This window comes from Hymenobacter jeollabukensis, from assembly GCF_005771675.1.
In the GTDB taxonomy this organism is placed as follows: Bacteria; Bacteroidota; Bacteroidia; order Cytophagales; family Hymenobacteraceae; genus Solirubrum; species Solirubrum jeollabukense.
In genome coordinates this window covers 162,007-183,284 of the sequence record NZ_VAJM01000015.1, presented here as the reverse complement: position 1 = coordinate 183,284, position 21,278 = coordinate 162,007, and the positions used below count along the sequence as shown (strand labels likewise).

The 21,278-nt window shown below is 55.6% G+C and carries 13 protein-coding genes and 1 pseudogene; 10 read left to right on the top strand and 4 right to left on the bottom strand.

The features are described from left to right. Positions 1-651: 651 nt before the first annotated feature. From FDY95_RS22715 to FDY95_RS22670, 10 genes and pseudogenes are all read left to right on the top strand, one after another. Complete coding sequence (locus FDY95_RS22715; protein ID WP_138081361.1) at positions 652-1,485, top strand: IS982 family transposase; 834 nt, start codon at positions 652-654, stop codon at positions 1,483-1,485. Between the two features lie 102 nt (positions 1,486-1,587). Beyond that, positions 1,588-2,342 (top strand): annotated as a pseudogene (locus FDY95_RS22710) (IS5 family transposase). 70 nt (positions 2,343-2,412) lie between these two features. Further along, positions 2,413-2,715, top strand: coding sequence for a transposase (locus FDY95_RS22705; RefSeq protein WP_138081358.1), 303 nt, complete (start codon positions 2,413-2,415; stop codon positions 2,713-2,715). Then, positions 2,712-3,596 carry an IS3 family transposase gene (locus tag FDY95_RS22700; protein WP_171025809.1) on the top strand — a complete coding sequence of 295 codons (885 nt, stop codon included), beginning with the start codon at positions 2,712-2,714 and terminating at the stop codon, positions 3,594-3,596. Before FDY95_RS22705 ends, FDY95_RS22700 begins: the two co-directional genes overlap by 4 nt. Before the next feature lie 109 nt (positions 3,597-3,705). Further along, complete coding sequence (locus FDY95_RS22695) at positions 3,706-4,719, top strand: tyrosine-type recombinase/integrase (protein WP_138081352.1); 1,014 nt, start codon at positions 3,706-3,708, stop codon at positions 4,717-4,719. 113 nt (positions 4,720-4,832) lie between these two features. Then, positions 4,833-5,288: a hypothetical protein gene (locus FDY95_RS22690; RefSeq protein ID WP_138081349.1), complete on the top strand. Its 456-nt coding sequence runs from the start codon at positions 4,833-4,835 to the stop codon at positions 5,286-5,288. Positions 5,289-5,976: 688 nt separating this feature from the next. Then, positions 5,977-7,563, top strand: a complete 1,587-nt coding sequence (locus FDY95_RS22685; RefSeq protein WP_138081347.1) for a hypothetical protein — start codon at positions 5,977-5,979, stop codon at positions 7,561-7,563. 9 nt (positions 7,564-7,572) lie between these two features. After that, positions 7,573-8,283, top strand: coding sequence for a hypothetical protein (locus tag FDY95_RS22680; RefSeq protein WP_138081344.1), 711 nt, complete (start codon positions 7,573-7,575; stop codon positions 8,281-8,283). A 45-nt stretch (positions 8,284-8,328) separates the two neighbouring features. Then, positions 8,329-8,589, top strand: a complete 261-nt coding sequence (locus FDY95_RS22675; RefSeq protein WP_138081341.1) for a hypothetical protein — start codon at positions 8,329-8,331, stop codon at positions 8,587-8,589. 111 nt (positions 8,590-8,700) lie between these two features. Next, entirely contained in the window at positions 8,701-10,170 is a 1,470-nt protein-coding gene (locus FDY95_RS22670) for an IPT/TIG domain-containing protein (protein ID WP_138081338.1), read from the top strand. A gap of 67 nt (positions 10,171-10,237) precedes the next feature. Here the strand turns inward: FDY95_RS22670 and FDY95_RS22665 are convergent, their stop codons facing one another. From FDY95_RS22665 to FDY95_RS22650, 4 genes are all read right to left on the bottom strand, one after another. Then, positions 10,238-12,055, bottom strand: a complete 1,818-nt coding sequence (locus FDY95_RS22665) for an AAA domain-containing protein (RefSeq protein ID WP_138081335.1) — start codon at positions 12,053-12,055, stop codon at positions 10,238-10,240. Between the two features lie 35 nt (positions 12,056-12,090). Continuing rightward, positions 12,091-17,511 (bottom strand): sacsin N-terminal ATP-binding-like domain-containing protein, encoded by a 5,421-nt coding sequence (locus FDY95_RS22660; RefSeq protein WP_138081332.1) that lies wholly within the window; start codon positions 17,509-17,511, stop codon positions 12,091-12,093. A gap of 123 nt (positions 17,512-17,634) precedes the next feature. Next, the gene (locus tag FDY95_RS22655; protein ID WP_138081329.1) at positions 17,635-18,948 is read right to left on the bottom strand and encodes an McrC family protein; all 1,314 of its coding nucleotides are present in this window, start codon (positions 18,946-18,948) and stop codon (positions 17,635-17,637) included. Then, positions 18,948-21,275, bottom strand: coding sequence for an McrB family protein (locus tag FDY95_RS22650; RefSeq protein ID WP_246074110.1), 2,328 nt, complete (start codon positions 21,273-21,275; stop codon positions 18,948-18,950). The genes FDY95_RS22655 and FDY95_RS22650 overlap by 1 nt, the downstream gene beginning before the upstream one ends. Between the last annotated feature and the right edge of the window lie 3 nt (positions 21,276-21,278).

The window sequence follows — 21,278 nt, the reverse complement described above, 5'->3', positions numbered from 1 at the left end:
GGCCATGCACCACGTCCGCATTCAACTCGTCATTGACGAGCATAATCGACGATGCACCATGTATTAGACCACCGCTTGTTCAGCTAAGTCATGCCTACTCAGTTGGTGTTGGGCTAGGCAGCTTTTATCTATAGGTATGTACTGCACTTTAACGCCCACCAGCAGTATCGTGCGTTAAAAGGGCTAGGTCGGCTGGTCAAGTTCGAATTTCTGCTCCACCACCTCGACCAGATGGAGCTGCACCAACGCATTCAAAAGCAGCTGCCTGCCATTTGGCTGGGCTGCTACTAGAGGTTTCTCACTGCTACCCGCTTCGAGTAGCTGGTGGTTGAGGCCAGCGAGCTTATGCCGATGTACGCCATCGTAAGCTGAAGCTACTTGAACGTCTTCCAAAATCTATCCGGGGGCGGCTTTACTGAAACGCAGACTGCCACTCTGTCCACTCTCTTACCCTTCACCGTGCTCGCCAACTGCCGCCCGAACTTACAGTTCCTCCGCACAGCCATGCAGGCCGACCCTACGTTCGACATAGACCTGCTTAAAGCCTAGCTAACCCAAGTTGCGGAGCATCCAGTAGGGTACAAAAAAAGTCTGTTCCACTTGGGACAGAGTAGGTTTGAAGTATTCGACGCTTCACTCCTGCCTTTGACCATGACGGAACAGACTATAGCAATGTACTGCTTTATCGACGATTTGCTCACCGCCGTTCGCCCCACCTGGGCGCCCGCCCCGGACCCGCGCCAGCACCTGTCCGACGCCGAGGTGCTGACGACCGCGCTGGTGGGGGCCCGCTTTTTCGGGGGCAACTTGGCCGCGGCCCGGCGCTACATGCAGGGCCACTGGGGGCAGCGTACGCTGGACAAAAGCGGCTTTTCGCGGCAGCTGCACCAGCTTCAAGACGTGCTGGACGAGTTGTTCGCCACCTTCGGCCAGCTACTCAAAGCCCTGCACACGGAGGCGCGCTATGTCATCGATTCGTTTCCCGTGCCGGTGTGCCACAACACCCGTATTCCGCGCTGCAAGCTCTTGACGGGCAAGGCCTACCACGGCCGCTCAGCCAGCAAGCGCTGCTGGTTTTACGGCGTCAAGGTCCAGGTCGTGACCACCACCGACGGGCTGCCGGTGGCCTACCACATCCACCCCGGCAGCGAGGCGGACATGACCGGGCTGCGCCAACTCGGTCCAGACCTGCCCGCCGGCAGCGTGCTCTATGCCGACGCCGCCTACACCGACTACGCCCACGAAGACGTGTTTGCCGAAGCCACCGGCAGTGCCCAGCACACGGCCCGGCGCCGCAACAGCAAGCGGCCCCATGCCCCGGCCCGCGCCTTTCTCATCCAGCACTTCCGCCACGGCATCGAAACCTGTTTCGGCCAACTCACCGACCGCTTCCCCAAACGCATTCACGCCACATCCGCTGCTGGATTCGCCCTCAAAATTGGTCTTTTTGTCTTCGTTCAGGCACTGGACCGGTTTGGCTTGTAGCCCTCCGCAACTTGGGTTAGCTACCGGGATCTAAGCCCAACCCAAAACGAGTAGGTGGTTTTCTACTGTTTAGGAGGTGTTAACAGTGAGGTGTAGGTTGCGATGGACTATCAGCTCACGGACGCGCAGTGGGCGCGCATGGCCCCGCTGCTGCCCGGTCGCGAAGGGACCAAAGGTGGCCGGGGCTAGGACAACCGCCGCTTCGTGGAGTCGATGCTGTGGTTGACGCGCAACGGTTGCCGCAGGCGGGCCTTGCCGGCGGAATGGGGCAACTGGCACACCACGTACACGCGCTTCCAGCGCTGGACGGCCGCGGGCGTGTGGGCCCGGGTGCTGGCGGCGGTGCAGCAGGACGACGCGCTGCACACGTTGTTGGTCGACTCGACCACGGAGCGGGCGCATCAGCACGCTTCCGGGGCGCGCAAAAAAACGGGCCGCAAGCCCTCGGCTGTTCCCGCGGCGGGCTCACCACCAAGCTCCACGTAGCCGCCGACGCCCGCGGCCGGCTCGTGCGCTGCGGCCTGACGGCGGGCCAGCGCCACGACGCGCCGCAGGCCCTGCCATTGCTGCAGGGCTTGGCCCCGGCCTACCTGGTGGCCGACCGCGGCTACGATTCCGACCCGCTGGTGGCCGCGCTGGCCGCCCGCGGCACCTGCGCCGTGATTCCGCCCCGGCGCAAGCGCCGCCACCCGCGCCCGTTCGACGCGCAACGCTACGCCCAGCGCCATCCCGTCGAGCGCCTGTTCAGTCGCCTGAAGCAGTTTCGACGCGTGGCCACGCACTATGACAAGCTCGATGCGCATTTTCTGGCCTTTATTCACATCGCGGCAACCGTCCTATGGTTGCGTGACTGTTAACACTTCCTAGTTTATAATATGAGGTGGTCTAATTGAGGTGGACAGAGTTCGGACGTACTTTTCCTTTATCATGGCAAGTACGTTGCACATCCATCAGCCGGTGAAACGGCGCAAATACGATGAGGCATTCAAGGTCGAGGCGCTACGCCTGGCCCGGGAAAGTCGTTCGGCCCGGGCAGCGGCCCAGCAGTTAGGCATCAGCGAGACGCTGCTTTACCGCTGGCGGCGGGCCGAAGCGGAAGCGGCAGCCGGCAGCGCCGCCCAAGCGCAAGACCCCGAGTGGCGGGCGCTGCGGGCCGAGAACCAGCGGCTGGAGCGCGAGGTGGCCGTTTTAAAAAAAGCCTTGGCCATCTTCAGCCGCGAGACGCCGTGAGCCGCTACCGCTTTATTGACCGGCACCGCACGCAGGTGTCCGTACGCAGGTTATGTCTGCTGCTGCAGGTGGCCCCGAGCAGCTACTATGCCTGGCGCCAGCGGCGCCAGCGGCGCCAGCAGCCCGCCCCGGCTTGGGAGCGGGCCGTTGTGCGTGCGTTCCAGCGGCACGGGCGGCGCTATGGCACATGCCGGCTGCGGGCCGAGGTACACGCGGAAGGCCACCGCGTGGGCCGCTGGCGGATACGGCGCACGCTGGCTGCGCATGGCCTGCGGGCCCAGCAGCCCCGCTCGTTTGTGCCACGCACCACCGATTCCGGGCACGGCCAGCGTGTGGCGCCCAACCGCTTGCTGGGCCAACCGCGCCCCACGGCCCCCAATCAGGTCTGGGTGGGCGACATCACCTGCTTGCCCAAGCAGGGCGGCGGCTGGCTCTACCTGGCCAGTTGGCAGGATGCCTGCTCGCGCAAAGTCGTGGGCTGGGACGTGCGCGAGTCCATGCCCGAAGACCTAGTCAGCGAGGCCCTGCGCCGGGCCCTGGTCGTGCGCCAGCCGCCGGTGGGTCTGATCGTGCACTCGGATCAAGGCAGCCAGTACACGGCCACGCGTTTCCGCGACCTGCTGGCCGACCACGGTGCCAGGCAGAGCATGAGCCGACGCGGCAACTGCTACGACAACGCCCAAGCCGAATCCTTCTGGAGCCGGCTCAAGACCGAACTGCTTGACGGCGGCCGCTTTCCTGGCTTGGAAGAGGCACGCCTCGAACTCAGCCATTACATTGCTTACTACAACGACGAGCGGCGACACTCCGCCCTGGCGTACCGCTCACCCAACCGCTTTGAAACCCATCTTCAATCCATGTCCGAAAAGTGTCCGGCTTAGCTAGACCACCTCAATACCCACAATGTGTACATATCATTTATACTTTAAGATCATTTATACTTTAAGCATCATAAGTGTTAATTATGATACCTAAGTTATATTTGCTCACATGAGCACCGAACTCGCCCGGATTCCCGACCAGCCGCAGGCTCTGGGATCCCAACTCGCTACCGCAGCCGACAACGTCGCCCGCTACCTCAAGCTCGGCCTGGAGGGCGCCGATAACACGGTGCTCGCGTACTCGGCCGACCTGAAGAGCTTCGGGCTGTACTGCGAGACGAACGGACTGTGCCCGCTGCCAGCCGACGTGGCCACCGTGGCCCGGTACGCTGCAGACCTGGCTGACATCCCGCGCAAGCTCTCGACCATCAAGCGCCACTTGGCGGCCATCCATAAGCACCACCAACTGCGCGGCTACCCTTCACCGGTGCACGCCGATGAGTTGGCTATCGTATTAGACGGCATCACCCGCGCGCTGGGTAAGCGACAAAAGCAGGCGCCGGCCTTTACCGTCGAGGAACTCAAGGAGAGTATTCGCCGCCTGGACGTGACGACCACGGCCGGATTGCGCGACCGGGCCCTGCTGCTGCTGGGCTTCGCTGGCGCCTTCCGCCGTTCCGAACTCGTGGCCCTGAACGTGGAGCACCTGGAGTTCACCGAACGGGCGCTGATTGTGCACCTGCCTAAAAGCAAGACCAACCAGGCCGGCGAAGCCGAAGACAAAGCGGTATTCTACGCTTCTACGGCCAGCTTCTGCCCGGTGCGCTGCACGCGTGCTTGGGTCCAGCAGCTGAACCGCAGCACTGGACCGTTATTCGTATCGCTCAAGCGTGGAAAGGTGAAGGGCGAGGCGCTGCCAACCCAAAAGCGTTTGTCCGCTTTGCGCGTAAATGGGCTAGTACAGCTACACCTGAACCATGACGAGGAAGGGTTCAAAATCCCGGAGAAGAACTACTCGGCCCACTCGCTGCGTGTCTCTTTTATTACGGTCTCGGTACTACGCGGCCAATCCAACCGCTTCATAAAGAACCAGACCAAACAGAAGACGGATGCAATGATTGACCGCTACTCGCGGCTGGACGATGTGGTGAGCTTTAATGCCGCGCAGAATTTAGGGCTCTAAAAGTCTGCTACCGGTGCTTCACCGCTCATAACTTTATCATTTACACAAGCCAATCCGACTTGTTGCATTCACATTAAAGCATATATTTCTGCGGTTATTTTGCACTCAGGGCTATGAGATCCCCCGACTACCTGTGCGTGACTGCTTCAGCAGAAATTCAGCTATCCTTAAAGCTCCGTACGTTCACACAAGAGCTAATGGAAACAACTAAAGCAAAGCACCGGCTGTCTGACCGTCAGCTACTGGTTGCTATTGTGCACGCTACTCGGCAACACTTGTATTCTAAAGAAGTACCTAAGACAATACCCATTCCAGCCGATGCGCCGCAATCCAATGGACTAGGCAGTAGTGCAATCAGTTTGGTTCGTTGCCCTGTTTGCAATTCCAAACTCAACAAGCAGAAGCTGCCCAAGCACTTACGCCTGCAGCACCCCAATTATGTAGCTCGCACCTTGGTCGCTGGAGCGTTGAAATCGGTGGAAAGCAAAGAAGAGCGCGAGGCCATGCGGAGGCACGAAGGATACACTAAAACCAGCAGTCCCAACATCCGAAAGCCTTTCCGCAATTGATTAGGAATCGCTAAAGAAGAGACGCTTCTGCTATCAGCTTAAACTGGTTCCAACAAAGTTGATGCTCTCGAAGGCAGTAAGCACACCCTCATTCACCTAATAAAAGAATTTCGGAAGTACTACATAAAAGTTCACAGACTTTATATATTAGCACAAGCAAAGAAATTATAGCACTTCTTTGCTTCGCGTCTACTTCTACACACCTTTCGGTTCGGGTACCCAGAGCACGTCTCAGGCTTTGTGAAGGCGGACAGCGGTAACTCTGGGCACCTATTGCAACAGACTTCCTTTCCCTAGGTTGCGTCGCGCCCGCAACGGTAATGTACGGTCTTTACCAAGCAAGCTGATAGACAATCAACCTAAGCCACCTGGGTTGGCTTGGTACGGGTCAGCTTAGCGGCTGTCCTCTGCTTACGCAATTGGGGCGATTGCCGCGTGCCATATAGTTGAATGCTTAACAACCGGTCAGTTGGCAAACACTCCACATTTGTAGGCTGAACATGGCATTGTTCATGTTTGTCGACGCTTCAGTATGCACCACCTCAATCATTCTGTGCCCAACAAGCCTTTGCACGGAGCAGCAGCTTGAAGCAAGCGAGCAGCTAAAATTGCCCGCCTTTTTTGGACTTACCAAACATGCAACCGCATGAAGACAACACTTACATTCTGCCTATCCGTTGCGTTCTGTTTGGGAATCCTCCTGTCCACTCAGGCACAAAACAAAAGGTTGAACTACGCCATCTCATTGGATACAGCACAGGAGAAGCGGCTCCCTTACGATCTGCCCTTTACCGTTCGTATCCCTTACGACAAGGAAGATCCAATCAAATCCGTGTACTACATAAAGGTTTCGAGAAGAGGTGATTTTATACCGGATAAAACCACATCTTACCCCAAGAACGCGGCCATCCTCAACGCGCTGTCACTTGTGTCGCTACAGGAGGAAAACGGTAAACAGAGTTTGCTAGTCGATCTTCCTCCACTGAAACCGGATAAGCGGTACATACTGCTGACGTCCACGGAGAAGAACAAGAAAATAGCCAGTTTGCGGTACGTTACGAATTATTGTGTGGATCCAACTGCTTACATAAGGGACGAAGAGTATTCCTTACGGCCTTACTATTACTATACTGATGTGGTTCGTGATCGCAACAAATTTGTGGCTAAAGGCTTGGTCATAAAGCGCGATTTAAATGCCCTTAACGCCAACTGCGACATCTGCAACAAATTAAACGAGCTAGAGCAGGTTAAGAATGTGAAAGTCGGGGGACGCATAACCCCCTATACGGGTCCATTCCTGAATACCAACCTGCCTTATTATAACTCGCCCGGGTGTGACAGCTGCTATAAGGCAAACGCGAAAGAGTTGGCTTTTGCGTTGGCCGCGATGAATACAATCGAAACCTGGAGGGAGGACATCCTTACCGGCAAGTATCGGCTCGATACAGTGAAGCTGTACAAGACTTATATCAAAACGGATCTGGTGGTCAGCAACTCACCTGCCCAGCGGGTTGAGTATTTACAGTCCACCCTGTCAGTTTTGGTTAAGCTTAAGCAATCCCTGCTGTTATTGAATTCCTTATACTCGTCGGCTTCGTTCAGTCCGGAATACCTGAACAATATCGTAACCTTAAATTCCTATATCGACAAATGCTCAACAAACCTTGCCATAATCCAAAGTGATATTGACGCTGTAAACAAGCAGCAAAACATCGTAAATAGCTGCCTCGAATCGATCAACCTGCCAGTAGGCCTGCAATTCAACACTATCCGATCCGGAACATCCTCGTACCGTTTCTACACTCGCAACGCTGAGTTTATCAAACCAGATTTTGGGGTAATTTACTATGGCAGCCCATTAACCAGGAAAGCGGATTTTTCAGGCGCAGCCCCCTTTGTTGGCTTCCACGTAAACTTCAGGGCGACAAACAGCAACGTACCGTTCTGGTCAAACCCAAAGCTATTACAGTTTCCCACCTTACAGTTTGGGGTACCGATTTTCGCCCAATCTTTAAGCCAGGATGAAAGCAGAAAGCATTTGGTGGCCGATAAGTTTTCGCTCTTCACCGGCCTCGGCCTAAACCTGGCCCACACAGTCCGCTTACACTATGGGGCTGTATGGTTTCAGTCGTTGACCTCAATTCGCGGTGCCGAGAGAAACTACCGGGTTGCCAGCATCCAATACGTCGGCTTTAGCATTGACATACGGCTCCGGAAGTTGTTCCCTGGACTTACGGATTCCATTTTTGGAGTTAAGGACGTTCCATCGTATTGAGTTGCATTTATGAAACTTCCATTGATCTACCTGATGCTCATCTGCAGTGTCGGAGCCTGCGCCCCGCCCCTGCAGTATGAACCAGACCCACTAAACGACAAACCCCTGAAAATAATTACCGGCGGCGTGGGTAGCATCGTTGCCGATAGCGCCACAACGCTGCCGGTAACCATTCAAGCACCTGGTTTGCGGGCCAAGAACGTCGTGTCCATCACCCTGACAACGGATTGGGGGGTGTGGCCTAACCGAAGCCAGACGATCACCCTGAATGGACATTACGAAGGAACAGAGGACTACTTTGTTGCCGAAACATATCTGCTTCCAGGGCGCACGGTTCAACCGTTTACGCTATCGGCTATGGCCAATGAGCGACGAACGGAGCAAGTCCTTACCCCTGTGGCCCGGCTGCCGGATGTAATCCGCCTTGTGCCCGACTCGTTCATACTGAAGCGTCGCGTAGGCAATGGCACCACTGTACGAGCGTTCCCCTCGGCTACGGTGGGCTACCCGAGCTACGGGTTCCGTTTTGTGTTTAGGGCCAATGCCGATGTGGTGTTCCTGCCTGAACAATTGGACTTTAGCCCCAACCGGGCGTTGCGTACGCGGCTGGTGTTGCCGAACATAAATCAGACGCAGGACACTCTCGCCATCTCCGGGACCCTTGCCGGAGCTACCGGTACGCCCGTGATCATCCCAGCAAAGATTGCTTTGCGTCGGTAGCGGAATCTGCTGTCAGAAACATCCCCCCTCTTTTTGCCTGTAACCATGTCAGAACACGATCAACAATCCAGCATTTCCAAAGGAACCTTAACGCAGCTTGCGATTGATTTAGGGGTTCCGGTTGAAGCCATCCGCAAACTTGATGTAACCATGCAGTTGGAAGATCAGCACGACAAACGCATGCGTGGCTACATGGAACGAGGCACCCAAGAGCGCCACTACTCAGGGTGTAGCTGCCCGAATGGAATACGGATGCATCCCGATTGTTGTGGCAGGAACCCTGACAATTGTTGTTTTCGACAGTAAGAGGCTGCCACTCTCGGAGTTAACCGCTGCAGATTCGTGTATTCTCAACGGAAACGGTAGCCGGAGCAGTATTAATGGGAGCTTGTCCGGTTACGATTGCTTGTCTAAGGTATGATGAGGACAATAAGGATTTTTCTTTTGGCCGTGTGCCTCAGTGCCGGGCCCCATTGGGTCCAGGCGCAGGGGCTGATCGTCGAGCGCCTACCGTCCTACGGAAGCCGTGTACTTGCCGGTGCCAGCGCCAGAGCAGACAAAGCGGACGAAGAGTATCGGTTGGTGGTATCAGGCAATTATGGATTAGGGCCTGAGCAGTTGAAAGAACAAGTCGTTATACAGATGCCTGGTAAGGCAAGCAAGGATGCCGGCGTGGTCCTGAAAGCTGTTCCGCTTGTTGTGTTCAAAAGGAGGGAATTTGACGCCTCGGTGCTAGCCAACAAGATTATGTCAAATCTCCGCAACGCCATTCATAAACTATCGGCTGGGGAACAAAAAAAAGTTCAGGAGGACTACTTCCTCAATCAAGCATTCAATGTTGCTGGAAGCGCTCAGGAGACCGTTTACCTAAACGCATTGGAAAATGAGTTGGAAAGCAGATGGGGCGAAATCAACGGGGTGGTGGTAACCAGTTATAAGCTCGACAAAACTAGTTCCCCCGTCAAGCTGCTCATTCAGGGCACCAACCTGACAGATGCTACCGCCGTTCTGATAGGCTCCTCCGTGCGCTGTCCCGTGCTGACCAGCACGTACTCCACGGTCATCGCAGGTTTACCAGCGGGGTTGCTCAACGACAGCATCCGGGTGCTTACGAAGAAAAACGGTCTATCACGCTTGGCCAGTAACAGGCACTTAGCACCTGGCGCCATCGAACCCAGCACTCGCAAGGAGACCGATGTTAACGCAACGATCGTTGCCAATGGTGCTGGCTTTGCTAACGGTAGTCAGGTATTGCTCGATGGTGTTCCATTGCCGACAACCTTCGTTTCAGCCACGCAGTTAAAAGCAACAATAGCCCAACCACGCGCAGGCTCTTATTTGATCACGGTGAAACCAGGTGATTTTCTGGGCGCCAAGCTTACCGTGGTCCCGGCTCAGCCCCAACTCACCTCCATACAGCCCGACGCTGGAGGTAGCGGCACAAAAGTTATGTTAATGGGTACTGCGTTAAGCGTGGGTGGTCAGGTGCCTACTGTTCGTTTTAACGGTGTGGAGGCGTCTTCCACCGTTGTCGTGAACCCTCAGCAGATTGAGGCAATTGTTCCGGCAGGAGCTGTTACAGGTCTCCTTACGCTTACCACCGCCAACGGAACCTCCGTAGCAGCCGCTCCCTTTACCATCCCTGCGCTTTCCCCAGAAGAGGTAAACGCCGGAAGAAAGGACTTCACGCTAAAGGTCACCGGAGTGGGATTCGGACCGGGAACCATGCTCCAGTTCAATGGCCGTTCCTGGTTGCCGTCAGCAGTTTCCTCCACTGAGTTACTCGTTTCACTTCCGGCGGCTGCAATTGCGCATGAGGGGAGCTACCCAGTTACAGTGAAAGGTGGTGGTAAAATCATGCCAGCTGTACTGAAAATCATTAAGTAACGAGAGCATCAAGGGAAGCTCTATTCATGTCGCCAAAACTTAAGGACCATACACTATTAAGATTCGCCTACTGCTGGAGGCTTTCAATCAGCAGCATTGGTTTCTGATGCATTAATGAACTGAGAAAGGCCTGTACCGGTCCTGCAGCCAAACCATTATTTTCGCTTATGCTCTCATCGGCCACTATTAGCGTGTGGCGCCGGGCACGGCTGGTTGCCACGTTGAAGGTGGCCGCTTCTAACGAATATGTATAGCCAGCAGCCGGCAATACATACAGGCAGATATCACAGGTAAGCCCCTGGACACGGGCAACAGTGTCGGTGACCAGAGCAGATCCGGCCGGAACCGCAATCCCCGCTAGGGTACGTTGTAAAGCTCGGTTCGTCGTGCGACGGTGCGTGAGTACGGCTACTGCTAATGGCTCATCTGCTTGAAAAAGATCAGTTACCAATTGTTTGACTAACTGCAGCATAGTAGGCGGGGCCTCATGCCCAGGTGGCATGGCTACGGGCACCAGTGTGGGGCCGCCTTCGGGGTGCAACACTTGACGAAGCAAGAGTGAAAGCCGACCGGGTAACAGTTGGCCCGTTGTTGAGGCGCTTGATACCAGTGTATTGTCATAGAAAAGGCCCGTGAAACGGGCCGCCCTCGGCGGCAGACGGTGCGTATGGGTGAGGCGAAAGCTAGGCAGACCTGCATAGTCATGCACGGTGCGAATGCCGCTTACGGCACCGGGTACCCGCAGCCGTTCGGATTGCTGACGCACGATGGGCGGCAACTGGGCTGTGTCGCCCACCCAGAGGTGCCGTTCCCCCAAGGTACGGGCCAGCGCCAGCGTTGCCAGCAAGGCTTGGCTGGCTTCATCTACCAACACGTAATCAAACCATTCTGCACTACCTGCCGCCTCAATCTCGGGCGATCCGGCTGCTCCTACGCTCATCATGTGAAACGTAGCCAATACCAGCGTTCCGGGCAGGGCCGTTAGCCGCGTAGCAGCTTGTAGCCCGGGCGCGGCCACCTCCTCGTCCGTACTGAGGGCCAGCTTAAGTACCTTGTGCTGGTCGCGCCATGGAGCTAGGTGGGGCTTGGTCGCCAGCTCAAGCAGGGCTCGATTGGTGAGGGCGGTCACGAGGATGCGCCGTCCTTGGGCCAGCAATTGGGCGCAGATTTCTGCCAGCAGATAGGTTTTACCGGTGCCTGGTGGACCTTGCACGAGCAGCGCAGGTGTTAGCCGACTTTGGCCCAACAGGAAATCGGCCAAGCGCGGACTGTTCAGCGGCTGTGGAGTGGGCGGGGGCGCCGCGGTAGCAGCAACAGGCGTAAGGGGCAGGTCAAGCAAGTAGCCAGCTGGTGTATGGGCAGGAGTGTGACGCACGGTTCGCAGCAACTGGCGCAGGTAGTCCAGCGGCGGCGGTTGGGGACCAAGTACTACCACGCAACGTGGCACCAAGCACGCAGCAAATTCCAGCGTAAATCCCTTAAATCCGACCAGTTGCAGCGCCGTCGGATTGTCGGGTGTGGCGGAAAAGCTGTGCCACACACAGCTCACCTCAGCCCGGGCCCGGCACCCAGCAGCTAGCTCAGCGTAGGTAAGGGCAGTGGGCCAATCGCGGTGTCGAGACAGGTGGTCAGGAGGGAGCAGAGCCAGACAATATTCGCGCAAACGCGGCAGGGGTGCGCCTGCTCGGAAGCCCAAGATGGCGTGGCCGCCTGCATCGTGGCCTAGGTAGAGTGCTACAAATAATTCCTCGTGCGTGTCACGTAGGACACAGGCGCTGGTTTCAGCCTTTTGCCGAAAATCCTCCACTTGCAGGCGCACTTCTTCGTCCAGAAACTCTTCGTGCAGGCGACGGCTAGGGGCAAGGGAAGGCAGGATAGGCAGCATGAGCGATCCGGGAGTACGATCTGATCAAATGGCTACTACAGTACATCATCGGACTGGGGACTGACAGGGCCGGCATCAGGATTGGTGGCGGAACCAAAAAAGCCTCGCAGCGGCACATCGAGCGAATCGGTATAGTTTGCGCCGGGTTGGTGAAACTTAAAGGTGGTTTGCACTCCCGTTTCACCATAGAGTTCGCGGTAAAAAACGGCCAGAGCAGTCAGCATTTTCTCTGAAGCGTATTCATTAAGACTCACTTTAAGCGAGTAGCGTCGATTGCGCTCGTCCTGCTCCAAGTCTTCCAGCGTAGTGGGCCTGAAATGGCCATTTGCTGTCAACACCAGTAGGGCACTGGGTTTTTCGCGAGCCAGCGCCAGCCAGTCGAAGGGGGTCAGATACATATAGCCGAGCTTGGCGCTTTTTACAACCAGTGTAAGCGGCTGCCCATCATAGCGTACCCCACGCACTACCGAATATTGTACCTCCCAGCGCGAGCAATCGTAACCAGGTTGCGATTGCAGCCATACTTTGGCTTTGGCAACGGCTTCCTGAGATGCTGCTGCTGCTGCTGCTGTGCCCTGGATATCGGTTGTGCCATCTCCATCGTCACCATCCATGGAAGGGTGTGCGTCTGTGGGCTTCATAAGCCGTGCTTGTTCCATCAGGGCAATACGTTGTTCCAGTTCCCTGATGCGATCCTCTTTTATTGCTAGTTGTCTGTCTTTATCCCGCTCTCGCTCCTGCTGCTGGGTCAGCTGTTGATTAAGCGTCAGCAGGCTTTGCTTATCATAGGCGGCGTCCATATCCCGTAAAGCGTGACGCAACGCTGTTATCCCTTCCGACGTGAAAACGCTGACTTCTTGTTCCGCTAGTAACTCTGGCAAATGTGCAAGGTCATCGGCCTTAACGTACATGTTCCCCTCATCCAAATCCACCCATAAACGACCATGGTAACGGGTAGTTAATGGCTCTTGCAGTAAGGTCCGCACTTGGGGCAAATCGCCCGGCACGGTAAACACTCGATTGATTATCCCTTTAGTCCATGCGTTTTCGCTAGCCCATTCGGCCAGTTCGGGGACTTCGCAAGCTTCCGATTGCAAGGCACTCCGATTGAAGTTCGCTTCTACAACTATTTTCTTCGCTGAGAGCGTTGACCAATTTTCCGGGTATATGCTCATGTCTAACACATTGAGCCCACGGTCTGCAGCAATTTTCAGCAAATCGACTATGGCAAGGCCGTGGTCGTGAAGTTCGGTCCGGGCATTCGCATCCAGTTGCAAATCGTCTTCGCTGTTGCAGCGTACCACGTGCCACGTTGCTCCAGAAAAATCAGCAGTCAAGTACGCGAAACGCTCCCAATCAAAATGATTGATGTCAAGCCGCTCAAAAATTCCGGTGAGGAGTTGTTGATGCCACGTGCTTGCGATGCGTATTTGCTGTTCATCCAGCCACCTCAAGGTCAGCGTCAGTACGCGCTGGCGGGCCTCATTGGTCTGGTTGGGCAGGCCCTCGAATAAGTTGGCTGCCGGTCCTGGTGCTGGGGGTAACTGGAATGCCCGCCGCAGATTTGCTAAGGGGCTGCTATCTACCGCCACGCCTAAGGTTGCCAGAAACCGTTGACGCTGGGCAGGGCTGTTGGTGCTTGCCCAGATTACCAGCCAATCGGGAGCTAGTTCGTCGGACGTGGCAAGTTCGACGGGCAACACAACTTCGGCGGGAACGAAGCCTAACGCCCGCGCGGCGTGTACGCCTGCCAACGTCGTCCAGTCGGTTGGCCAGTCATACTTACTGGTTTGCTGCTCGCGTTTTTCCCACCGCTCATAGAGGTAAGTAAGCAAGGTTTGCTGACCGACTTCGTCTAAGTCTTCGCGCAAGCCAGGCGCTTGCAGGCCCTGACCGGTAAAGTATGGCCGGGATAATAGTCGAAAGGCCGTGTTGGGAATATTATACTCCCGCTGGCCGCTCATTTTGAGCAAGTCAGGCAGCTCAGCTAAATCAGAACCCAACACGTAGCCGGGATCAATGAAGTTGGGAGCTTTGGTATACCAATCACTGGTCAACGCATATGGCTGCCCGTCGGCGCTCAACACCTGGAAGTCAGTTAACGAGTATACTTCACTGTCTTCACCGGTCAGCAGCACATAAGCAACCTGCGTGGCATTCTGCAACACATTCCCAAAATTTGCGAGTTCCGCTAACACGTCGGCTTGCAGTCGCCCATGGTCATGCTCCTCGCCCAAACCCAACAGCTTACGCAGGTCGTCACCGGCCGCCAGGCGGTCAGCCAGCTGGTTTACCCATTCGCTTTTCTGGTCGGCGCCTGGTAGCAGTGCTGAGCGCCGCAGCTTAACATCCGCGCCGGTACCGGTTTTCAACTTTATTTCATCGGCTTCGGCTGCCCCGTCCAGCGCAAACTCTGCATGGTGCGGCACGGACAGGAATAGCTTGCGCCGGAACGCTGCCAGCTCGCTCGGCTTGTCTGCCAGTGTACGAGCGGCTAGTTCCAACAGGCGGCGGTGCAGGTGGTTGGCGGGATATTCCGCTTCCAGCTCTACCTCGACGCGGGGCAGACGGGTCAGCCAGTCGCGCACTACGCTGCTATAACTGGTTTCAGCCATCAAGTTCTGGAGGGCTTCGCTTAGCCATTCGGTAGCAGGCAACTCATCCAGCAACGCGGTCAATAGCTTGGCATCTTTCAATACGGCTTCTTCGTCGCGCAAACTCCGCCCATGCGCATCCAGTGGCAACGGGTGCAAGTCGGGACAATTCGCCTCAGCCAATGTTCGCACGGCTTCGTCGGTGCTGAAATAGGAACGCGGGCGGCCATTGGTGCGCGGCATCACCTGGTACTGCCCCGCTTCGGCCCGCAGTGTGAGGTAGTCGGTCAGGCGTACTTCGGTTGCTTTTGCCAGGGCAATCCAGACGGCCACCTGCGCACTAGTCAGTAGATTCGCCTTGGGTGTGCAAGCCAGCGTGTCCACATCCAATTTGAACGGTTCCGTAGCCAACCAGGGCAACATTTCGGACTCCGGCACCTGCCATCCATAAAGGGCCAAAATGGCTTCACCCAAGGCCTTGTAGTTGGCGGATTCACTGAGTTTGGAATGGTAGAAAACGCTACCGGTAGGCTGCCAGCCGTTGGTTGTAAGGACCGTCTTTGGACCGGGCAGATGACCGGGATTGGAGGCGGCAGCATACCATTCTACCACTGTCTTACTAAAGACAGCTATGTTGCTGGTTGTCAGCTTCGTCTTCCAACTTTCCCAGCGGGTTTGTATGAGGGAGGCGTATAATTCAGGCTTTTTTAGCAGATACTTATCAAGCTGTGCGCTGTAATCATCGGCATGTACTTCAGCCCATTTAAATAAGCTGGGTAGTGTCACGTCCTTACTGACCAACTCGCCCAGAGCCATAGGGTTACTATGGGCATTGCGGAACAGCACTAGCTTGCGAAGCGTGGTAGTGGTAATACCTAGCGATTCAAACCACGTGAACAGGGGTAATTTTTCGGCAGCGTTTAGCTGCACGAAAGCTTCTGAAATCTGCGAACTGACACGGGTAAACAGCTCGCTGTTCTTTTCGAAGTAGGGCAGTTTTTGCAGCATCGCTCGCCCGATAGCCGAGGAGGCAAATTCTGGCGAATAGAAACTGGTATGAAGGCCTGCCTTGTGCAACGTGCCACTTACCGCTGCAGCACCGGCGGGTAGCAGCAGATGACTAGCCGAGTCCACCACCATGCTGATTGACCACAATACCCCGTCTGCAAAAGGCACAAAGCGCAGGGCGCATAACTTAGCCAAAAACTCAGCCGTCCAGACTTTTCCCGCTTCCAGCTTGATGCTGGACAGTTCGCTAACAAACCGGGTAAGGTCATCAGAGGTAAGACTCTTTAGCCAATCATTAATAGCATCAATGTTCCCACTGCTTATCAAGTCCTTGATATTCCATTGCACCAACTTAAGCTTTCGCCCTGCGTGATTGGCTAGCTCGCTACCAGACTCCCATCTAAACCACTCCTGCTCCGCAATGCCCAGCGCGGCGGGTTCCACCGGCAGCTTGGTTTGCTTGATTTTTACCTGCGCCACCGGGCGAAAGCCGCCGCTAGCAGTAGGTACAACAGCCGGTAAGCCAGCCAACAGTGGGTCGTAGAACACCGGTTTCTGCCAGGCGTGTTTCTGGCCCATTGGCGGCTCATCGGACAACAATATTCCGCCCCAGATGCGGCGGGCCAGTGAGGGATTGGTACCGATGTGAGTCTGTAATCGCTCGTAGAGCAAGGTCACTGCCAACGGCAGCAATTGCTTGTTTATGTCGTTGGGCTGTAGCTGCGTTCGGTTGGGCTCGATGCCCAACAGGTTGCTGTGTAACACGAAGGTGTAGGGTGCATCCTCGGCGGCTACGGGAAAATATTTGAAAAAACTGGCTTCGGTTTTCAGTAAGGCGCTGGCCTGCTCCACTGGCGCAAAACCAAAGGTGCATTCGAGCGGGCTACGCTGGTCGCGGCTGTTTTCCAATGGCACGACCAGTAAGCGCGGGTCGTCAGCCGGGAGTGTAAAGGTTTCCAGGTGTAAATCATCGAGCCGCTGTACGGCTTGACCCTGGACCGACACGTGCTGTAGTTTACCCAGCAAATGCAGGGCACTGCGCATCCCGTTGCCTAGGGCTTGTTCGTTCTCGCGCAACTTCTGGCTTTTACCCTCGCCGAGCTTCAAAAAAAACAGACTGCCTTGACTTAGCTGATCCAAGTCTAACTGGGGTGCACATTCCCGGAGGTAGGCGCGGCATTCAGCCAACTCGTCGGTCGGAAAACCTACGCGGGGCTGATAATTTAAGTCGCGTACCTCTTCGCCCGGCATGGCGGGGAAGCAAGTCAATAGGATCTTAAAGAGCCAAGGACTGGCTGCTTCCGCCGCCCCGACTGCTTCCGCCGAAAGTGCCTGATCGCCTACGAACTGACTAAAATCTGCTGGTTGCGACCAGCTGTAAATCACCGGGCCGGCGTATTCTTTCAGAAGCTCCGTAATTCCATTACCCTTTCCTACCAGTCGGTGAACCAGCTTGAAACCAATGCCATAGCGCCCAATCTTGCTGGTATCTTCTTTATCGTCGCTGGTTTGAGCGCTATTAAGAATGGCATCAACGCCCCCGTTAGTGAAAGCAAAACCGTTGTTGATCGCCAGAAAATATTGCTCGTTGAAGAATAAGTAAAAGTGTGTGGCGTCACAGTCAGCGGCATTTTGAATGAACTCGTAGATTCCCTGCGAATCGTCGGCCATGTCAATCGTGCCGGTTAGCAGGTTTTCTATTTTCCTTTTGTTGCCGTGAACAAAGCTGAAGAAACCAAACCGGTCGCGTTCCGCAGTAACGGTACCCACGAAATGTTCGTCGTTGCGCTCGTCCGTCAACGGTAGGTTTTGGCGGTACCGGGTACGGTACTCACGCATGTTCTTGTAGGGCATTGGATACAGGGAAGACTATGTACTGAAAATGAAAGCATAACCCGGGGAAGATTTGGGAGCTGCTACCCCCTTCTTTCGGCTATGACCCCGGTGCAGCAGTGCTTTGGTGCTGAATTTATCGCCTCACTTGTTCGGGGCTTGAAGTGTTCGCATCACGCTCAAAACATCAAGCCCCAACCGTGGATTTAGAGTGAGATTAGCCTGCAAGACAGGGGCAAACAATGTTTGCCCGGTGATCTGCGTACCAGCTTCAGCGAACTCACTGGGAGCATAAATACCGCGGCGCGGCTGCTGCTCCTCACTGACCCACGGATACAGAAGCACGCCGTGGGTGGCTCCCCATAAGTGACAATACGCGTACACCTGGCGCATATCATCTGCCGTTGGTTTGCCAGCTTTTGGTACCTTCCACTTCACGTCAAGGATGCAATTGCGGACTGGCGTTGGATCCTGATCGGTGGGTAAAACGCTCACCACAATATCAGGGCGTGCCTTAATGGTTGCCCAAAACGTCTTTTCCTGCTGCGCATGTACAGTGCAGCCAGCAGCAGTAGCCGCTCGCCGCAACAAGCTCTCTATATATCCTTCAAACAAGCTGTTCATGTCGAACAGCAGAGCCAGGGCCTGATTGTGCCCCCGTTGCAAACTAGGACTTTGGGCCCGCAAAATGAGCAGGGCCAAGTCCAAAGCAGGACCGTAACGCTGAGTTTTGCGAGTCAGCGCCGGTCGCTCTTCTGGAACGGAGACCTCCGCTAACTCCGGCCAGTGCAGCAGAAACGTACGGGCGCGCGCGGCCAGGCCCGCATTCCGCGCCAGGTCAGCAGTCCGCAACAAGGCCATGCGCAACAAGGCATTAAGCGGATGAATCCGGTCGTACACTTGGTGTCGGGTGTAGAACCGCTCCTTATGTAGCAGGTTGTGGTTTAAATGCTGACCAAACAACAGCTGCCCTTTGAGGGCGGCCCGGTTTCCTTCCGCCACATGGTAGTGCTTAACTAGTCCATTCTGGTAGACGAACTCGGTCTGTTGAATAAAGGCCTTGAGAAAGACATCCAGCATGCGGTGCGGAACTGTTGCCAGGTTGGCGGCGCTGGGCACTGAGAGTGGCAGGTCCAACACTTGCTGAAGCATCCCCAGCAACACATTCCGCCACCGGTTTTGCAGCTCGCTTTCCAGCAATACGTGGGCCTTGTTCCCTTGATTTGGGTTATCCGCTTTGGGCAAGATCTCCATCGCCAGACCAGGCAACTGAATTATCCCTACGTACTCGCAGAAACGGATGCCCTTGCGCTCGAGTGTAAACCAGTTGCTTCCTCCTTTGTGCGCGGCCTGTAGCCTTTCCAATGCCGCTGCGTGGCTTTCCTGCCAGTTCTTGATGGCCGCATAAGGCAGAAACTGGTGCTCAAATGCCGTAATGGTAACGGAGGCAGATGGCATTAGGAGGCAACAGTACTGCTCCGGTAGATAGAGCAAAAGTCCTCTATCGACCAGGCTTCGTTACGAATGGTATACAGCGAGCGTCCTTCCGGTTCGTCTTCCTCGCCAAACGTGAGCAAGGGGGAAGTAGCTAAGGCGCGTTCGGTTACAAACCGCTTCCCAAGGATTTGCCCGAGCCGGCCCCAATTGCCGGGAAAAAAATCCTGCAGCTGCGGAATTACTTTATTACGGAAGACGGCCTGCAACCCCTCCAAACTGCTTACTCCCATCAGCCAAGCATGGCCAAGACAGTAATCCCGTCCCAGCAGATACTCTAGTCGCTGATTCAGGGTGTCCAACAGTTTTTGCAGGTTTACCCCTGAGAAGTGTACAAAGGCAAAAGCATCTTCAATCTGTTGTTCACTCGATGCGGACGTAAGTGCTTTCCAAATCGGCTTCTGCACATTTTCTCCCTTCAGCAACGGGCAACCCAACAATTCGAAAAGCTGCTGTTCCGCCTTTACGTATTCCGGTTCCGCCCACGGCTGCTCGTAGTGCGCATACTTGAATCGGAAACGGAAAATCATTTGGGCAGGCGAGAGCAGTTGGGGCCTGGGCGACATTTCCACAAAGGAGAAGCGGCGGCGCAAGGCCGTATCCAACGCCTCGACGCTGCGATCGGCCGTGTTCATCGTTCCTAAGACGAAAAGATTAGGGGGCACGCTGAAAGGCGGGCGCGTCTCTTTCGAGTATGGCAGCGTGATGCTCAATGCGTTGTCCGCTCCCGCCCGTTTATCATCTTCCAACAGAGTAATCAGCTCGCCGAAAATGCTGGCGACGTTGCCGCGGTTGATCTCATCGATTATAAGCACGTAGTTTGGCGCCTGCTCTGACAAAGTCGCTGTTGCTTCTTCGTCGGCTACCTGGGCCCGAAGCTCTTCCTGATGGGCTGCTTCGTAGCGTTTCAAATCGTTAAAGATGGCCCACTGCAAGGTGGCATTTGGCCCCCCAATTTCCAGCATCTTCTTGTTCATTGGCACTATGTCCGTGGCTAGATCGTAGCGTTGGTACGCCGCCTCGGTCCAGGCCGCTTTGACGTTGTACTGGTAAGGTCCAGTACTGTGTCGAATGCTGATAATGCCCTGCCCCGATACACCCGAGATGATGGCGGAATAATTTCCTACCGTAGGAATGGAAACCGTACCGTCCGCGCTGGCGCCCAAACGCGTTATCAGGTCCGCGATGTAGGCATCGTACACGAGTTGAAAAGGTAGTTTCTCGGCCCCAGGAGCCGAGCGGCCGGCAGGAGTTGACCGCCGCCAATCCCGGGTAGCGTCATCGGCAATCAAGCGAAAGACGCCGGGCTCCACTTTGTAAGAGACCTCTACATCGCCGTCTAGATTGGGTTTGATGCCTTCCACGAAGTCCTCGTAGCTGAAGGATTGGTGAAAGGTTACAAAGCGCACCTGCTTGCGCGACTTGTATTGTTCGAGCACGCGCTGCAAGGTGCGCTGGTCGTGACGGTAACGGGCCTCTATCTCGGCAAATGGCTTGTTTTCAATAAGCGCCAAGGCCCAAGCTGCGGTCGCGTAGGTTTTACCCGTACCAGGCGGGCCGTACAAAATCTGATTGAGTGGATGCACGGGAGCAGTAGGGACAGCAGGGATTATTTGAATGGGAATGCGCTCATCAAGGATTTCGCTTTCAAAGCCAGAGAACGATTCATCACGAAGCTTTTCGGCGACTACGAACGCATGCGCTAATTGCTGCAGCACCGTTGTTTTGAGGGCCATACGACGGTTAAGTCCGGCGTCAGGTCGCAAATCATCGAGGGGCAGTCGAGCCAGCACCAGCCATTCGCCGCCCAGGGTAGGATGAACAGGGAGAACGTCAGGAAACAAGCCCTGCCAGGCTCGCTTGAGTTCACGGGCCAATTCAATGGTTGCATCGGCTGGGCGCGGGTCATCGCGGCGGCGCCCAAACCAGCGGTTCTTCCCCCCTTCCCCGTTGCCCATTTTAAAGCCAAGCAGTACATGGGTATCGTCCTGCGGGAGTTGAGCCAGGGAAAAGCCCATTAGTTCGCTGTCATCGTTTTTCAGAACGAGATTCGACCCCGGAGATGCGCGACCCGCGGCGGTATCCCAGGTAGCCAGCGCAAAGGCCAACGCGACTTGCTGGTTGCCACGTTGCCACGTAAACTTGAGTGGATGCTTGGTGAGGGTGCCGGCATTTCGCACTGTGTAGTTATCATACTGCACAAGGATGGGGCCGGCCGGAAGTGTATTATCGGCTAGTAGGCTGAGTAAGGATTGTAGCGGAAGGGCCTCGATCAATCGAAGTTCATTCATATA

Excerpts from the sequence above, each read along its gene's own strand:
- FDY95_RS22660 (WP_138081332.1), bottom strand. The coding sequence starts at position 17,511 with ATGCCCTACAAGAACATGCGTGAGTACCGTACCCGGTACCGCCAAAAC.
- FDY95_RS22675 (WP_138081341.1), top strand. The coding sequence starts at position 8,329 with ATGTCAGAACACGATCAACAATCCAGCATTTCCAAAGGAACCTTAACG.
- FDY95_RS22670 (WP_138081338.1), top strand. The coding sequence starts at position 8,701 with ATGATGAGGACAATAAGGATTTTTCTTTTGGCCGTGTGCCTCAGTGCC.
- FDY95_RS22690 (WP_138081349.1), top strand. The coding sequence starts at position 4,833 with ATGAGATCCCCCGACTACCTGTGCGTGACTGCTTCAGCAGAAATTCAG.
- FDY95_RS22665 (WP_138081335.1), bottom strand. The coding sequence starts at position 12,055 with ATGCTGCCTATCCTGCCTTCCCTTGCCCCTAGCCGTCGCCTGCACGAA.
- FDY95_RS22715 (WP_138081361.1), top strand. The coding sequence starts at position 652 with ATGACGGAACAGACTATAGCAATGTACTGCTTTATCGACGATTTGCTC.
- FDY95_RS22680 (WP_138081344.1), top strand. The coding sequence starts at position 7,573 with ATGAAACTTCCATTGATCTACCTGATGCTCATCTGCAGTGTCGGAGCC.
- FDY95_RS22705 (WP_138081358.1), top strand. The coding sequence starts at position 2,413 with ATGGCAAGTACGTTGCACATCCATCAGCCGGTGAAACGGCGCAAATAC.
- FDY95_RS22655 (WP_138081329.1), bottom strand. The coding sequence starts at position 18,948 with ATGCCATCTGCCTCCGTTACCATTACGGCATTTGAGCACCAGTTTCTG.
- FDY95_RS22650 (WP_246074110.1), bottom strand. The coding sequence starts at position 21,275 with ATGAATGAACTTCGATTGATCGAGGCCCTTCCGCTACAATCCTTACTC.
- FDY95_RS22695 (WP_138081352.1), top strand. The coding sequence starts at position 3,706 with ATGAGCACCGAACTCGCCCGGATTCCCGACCAGCCGCAGGCTCTGGGA.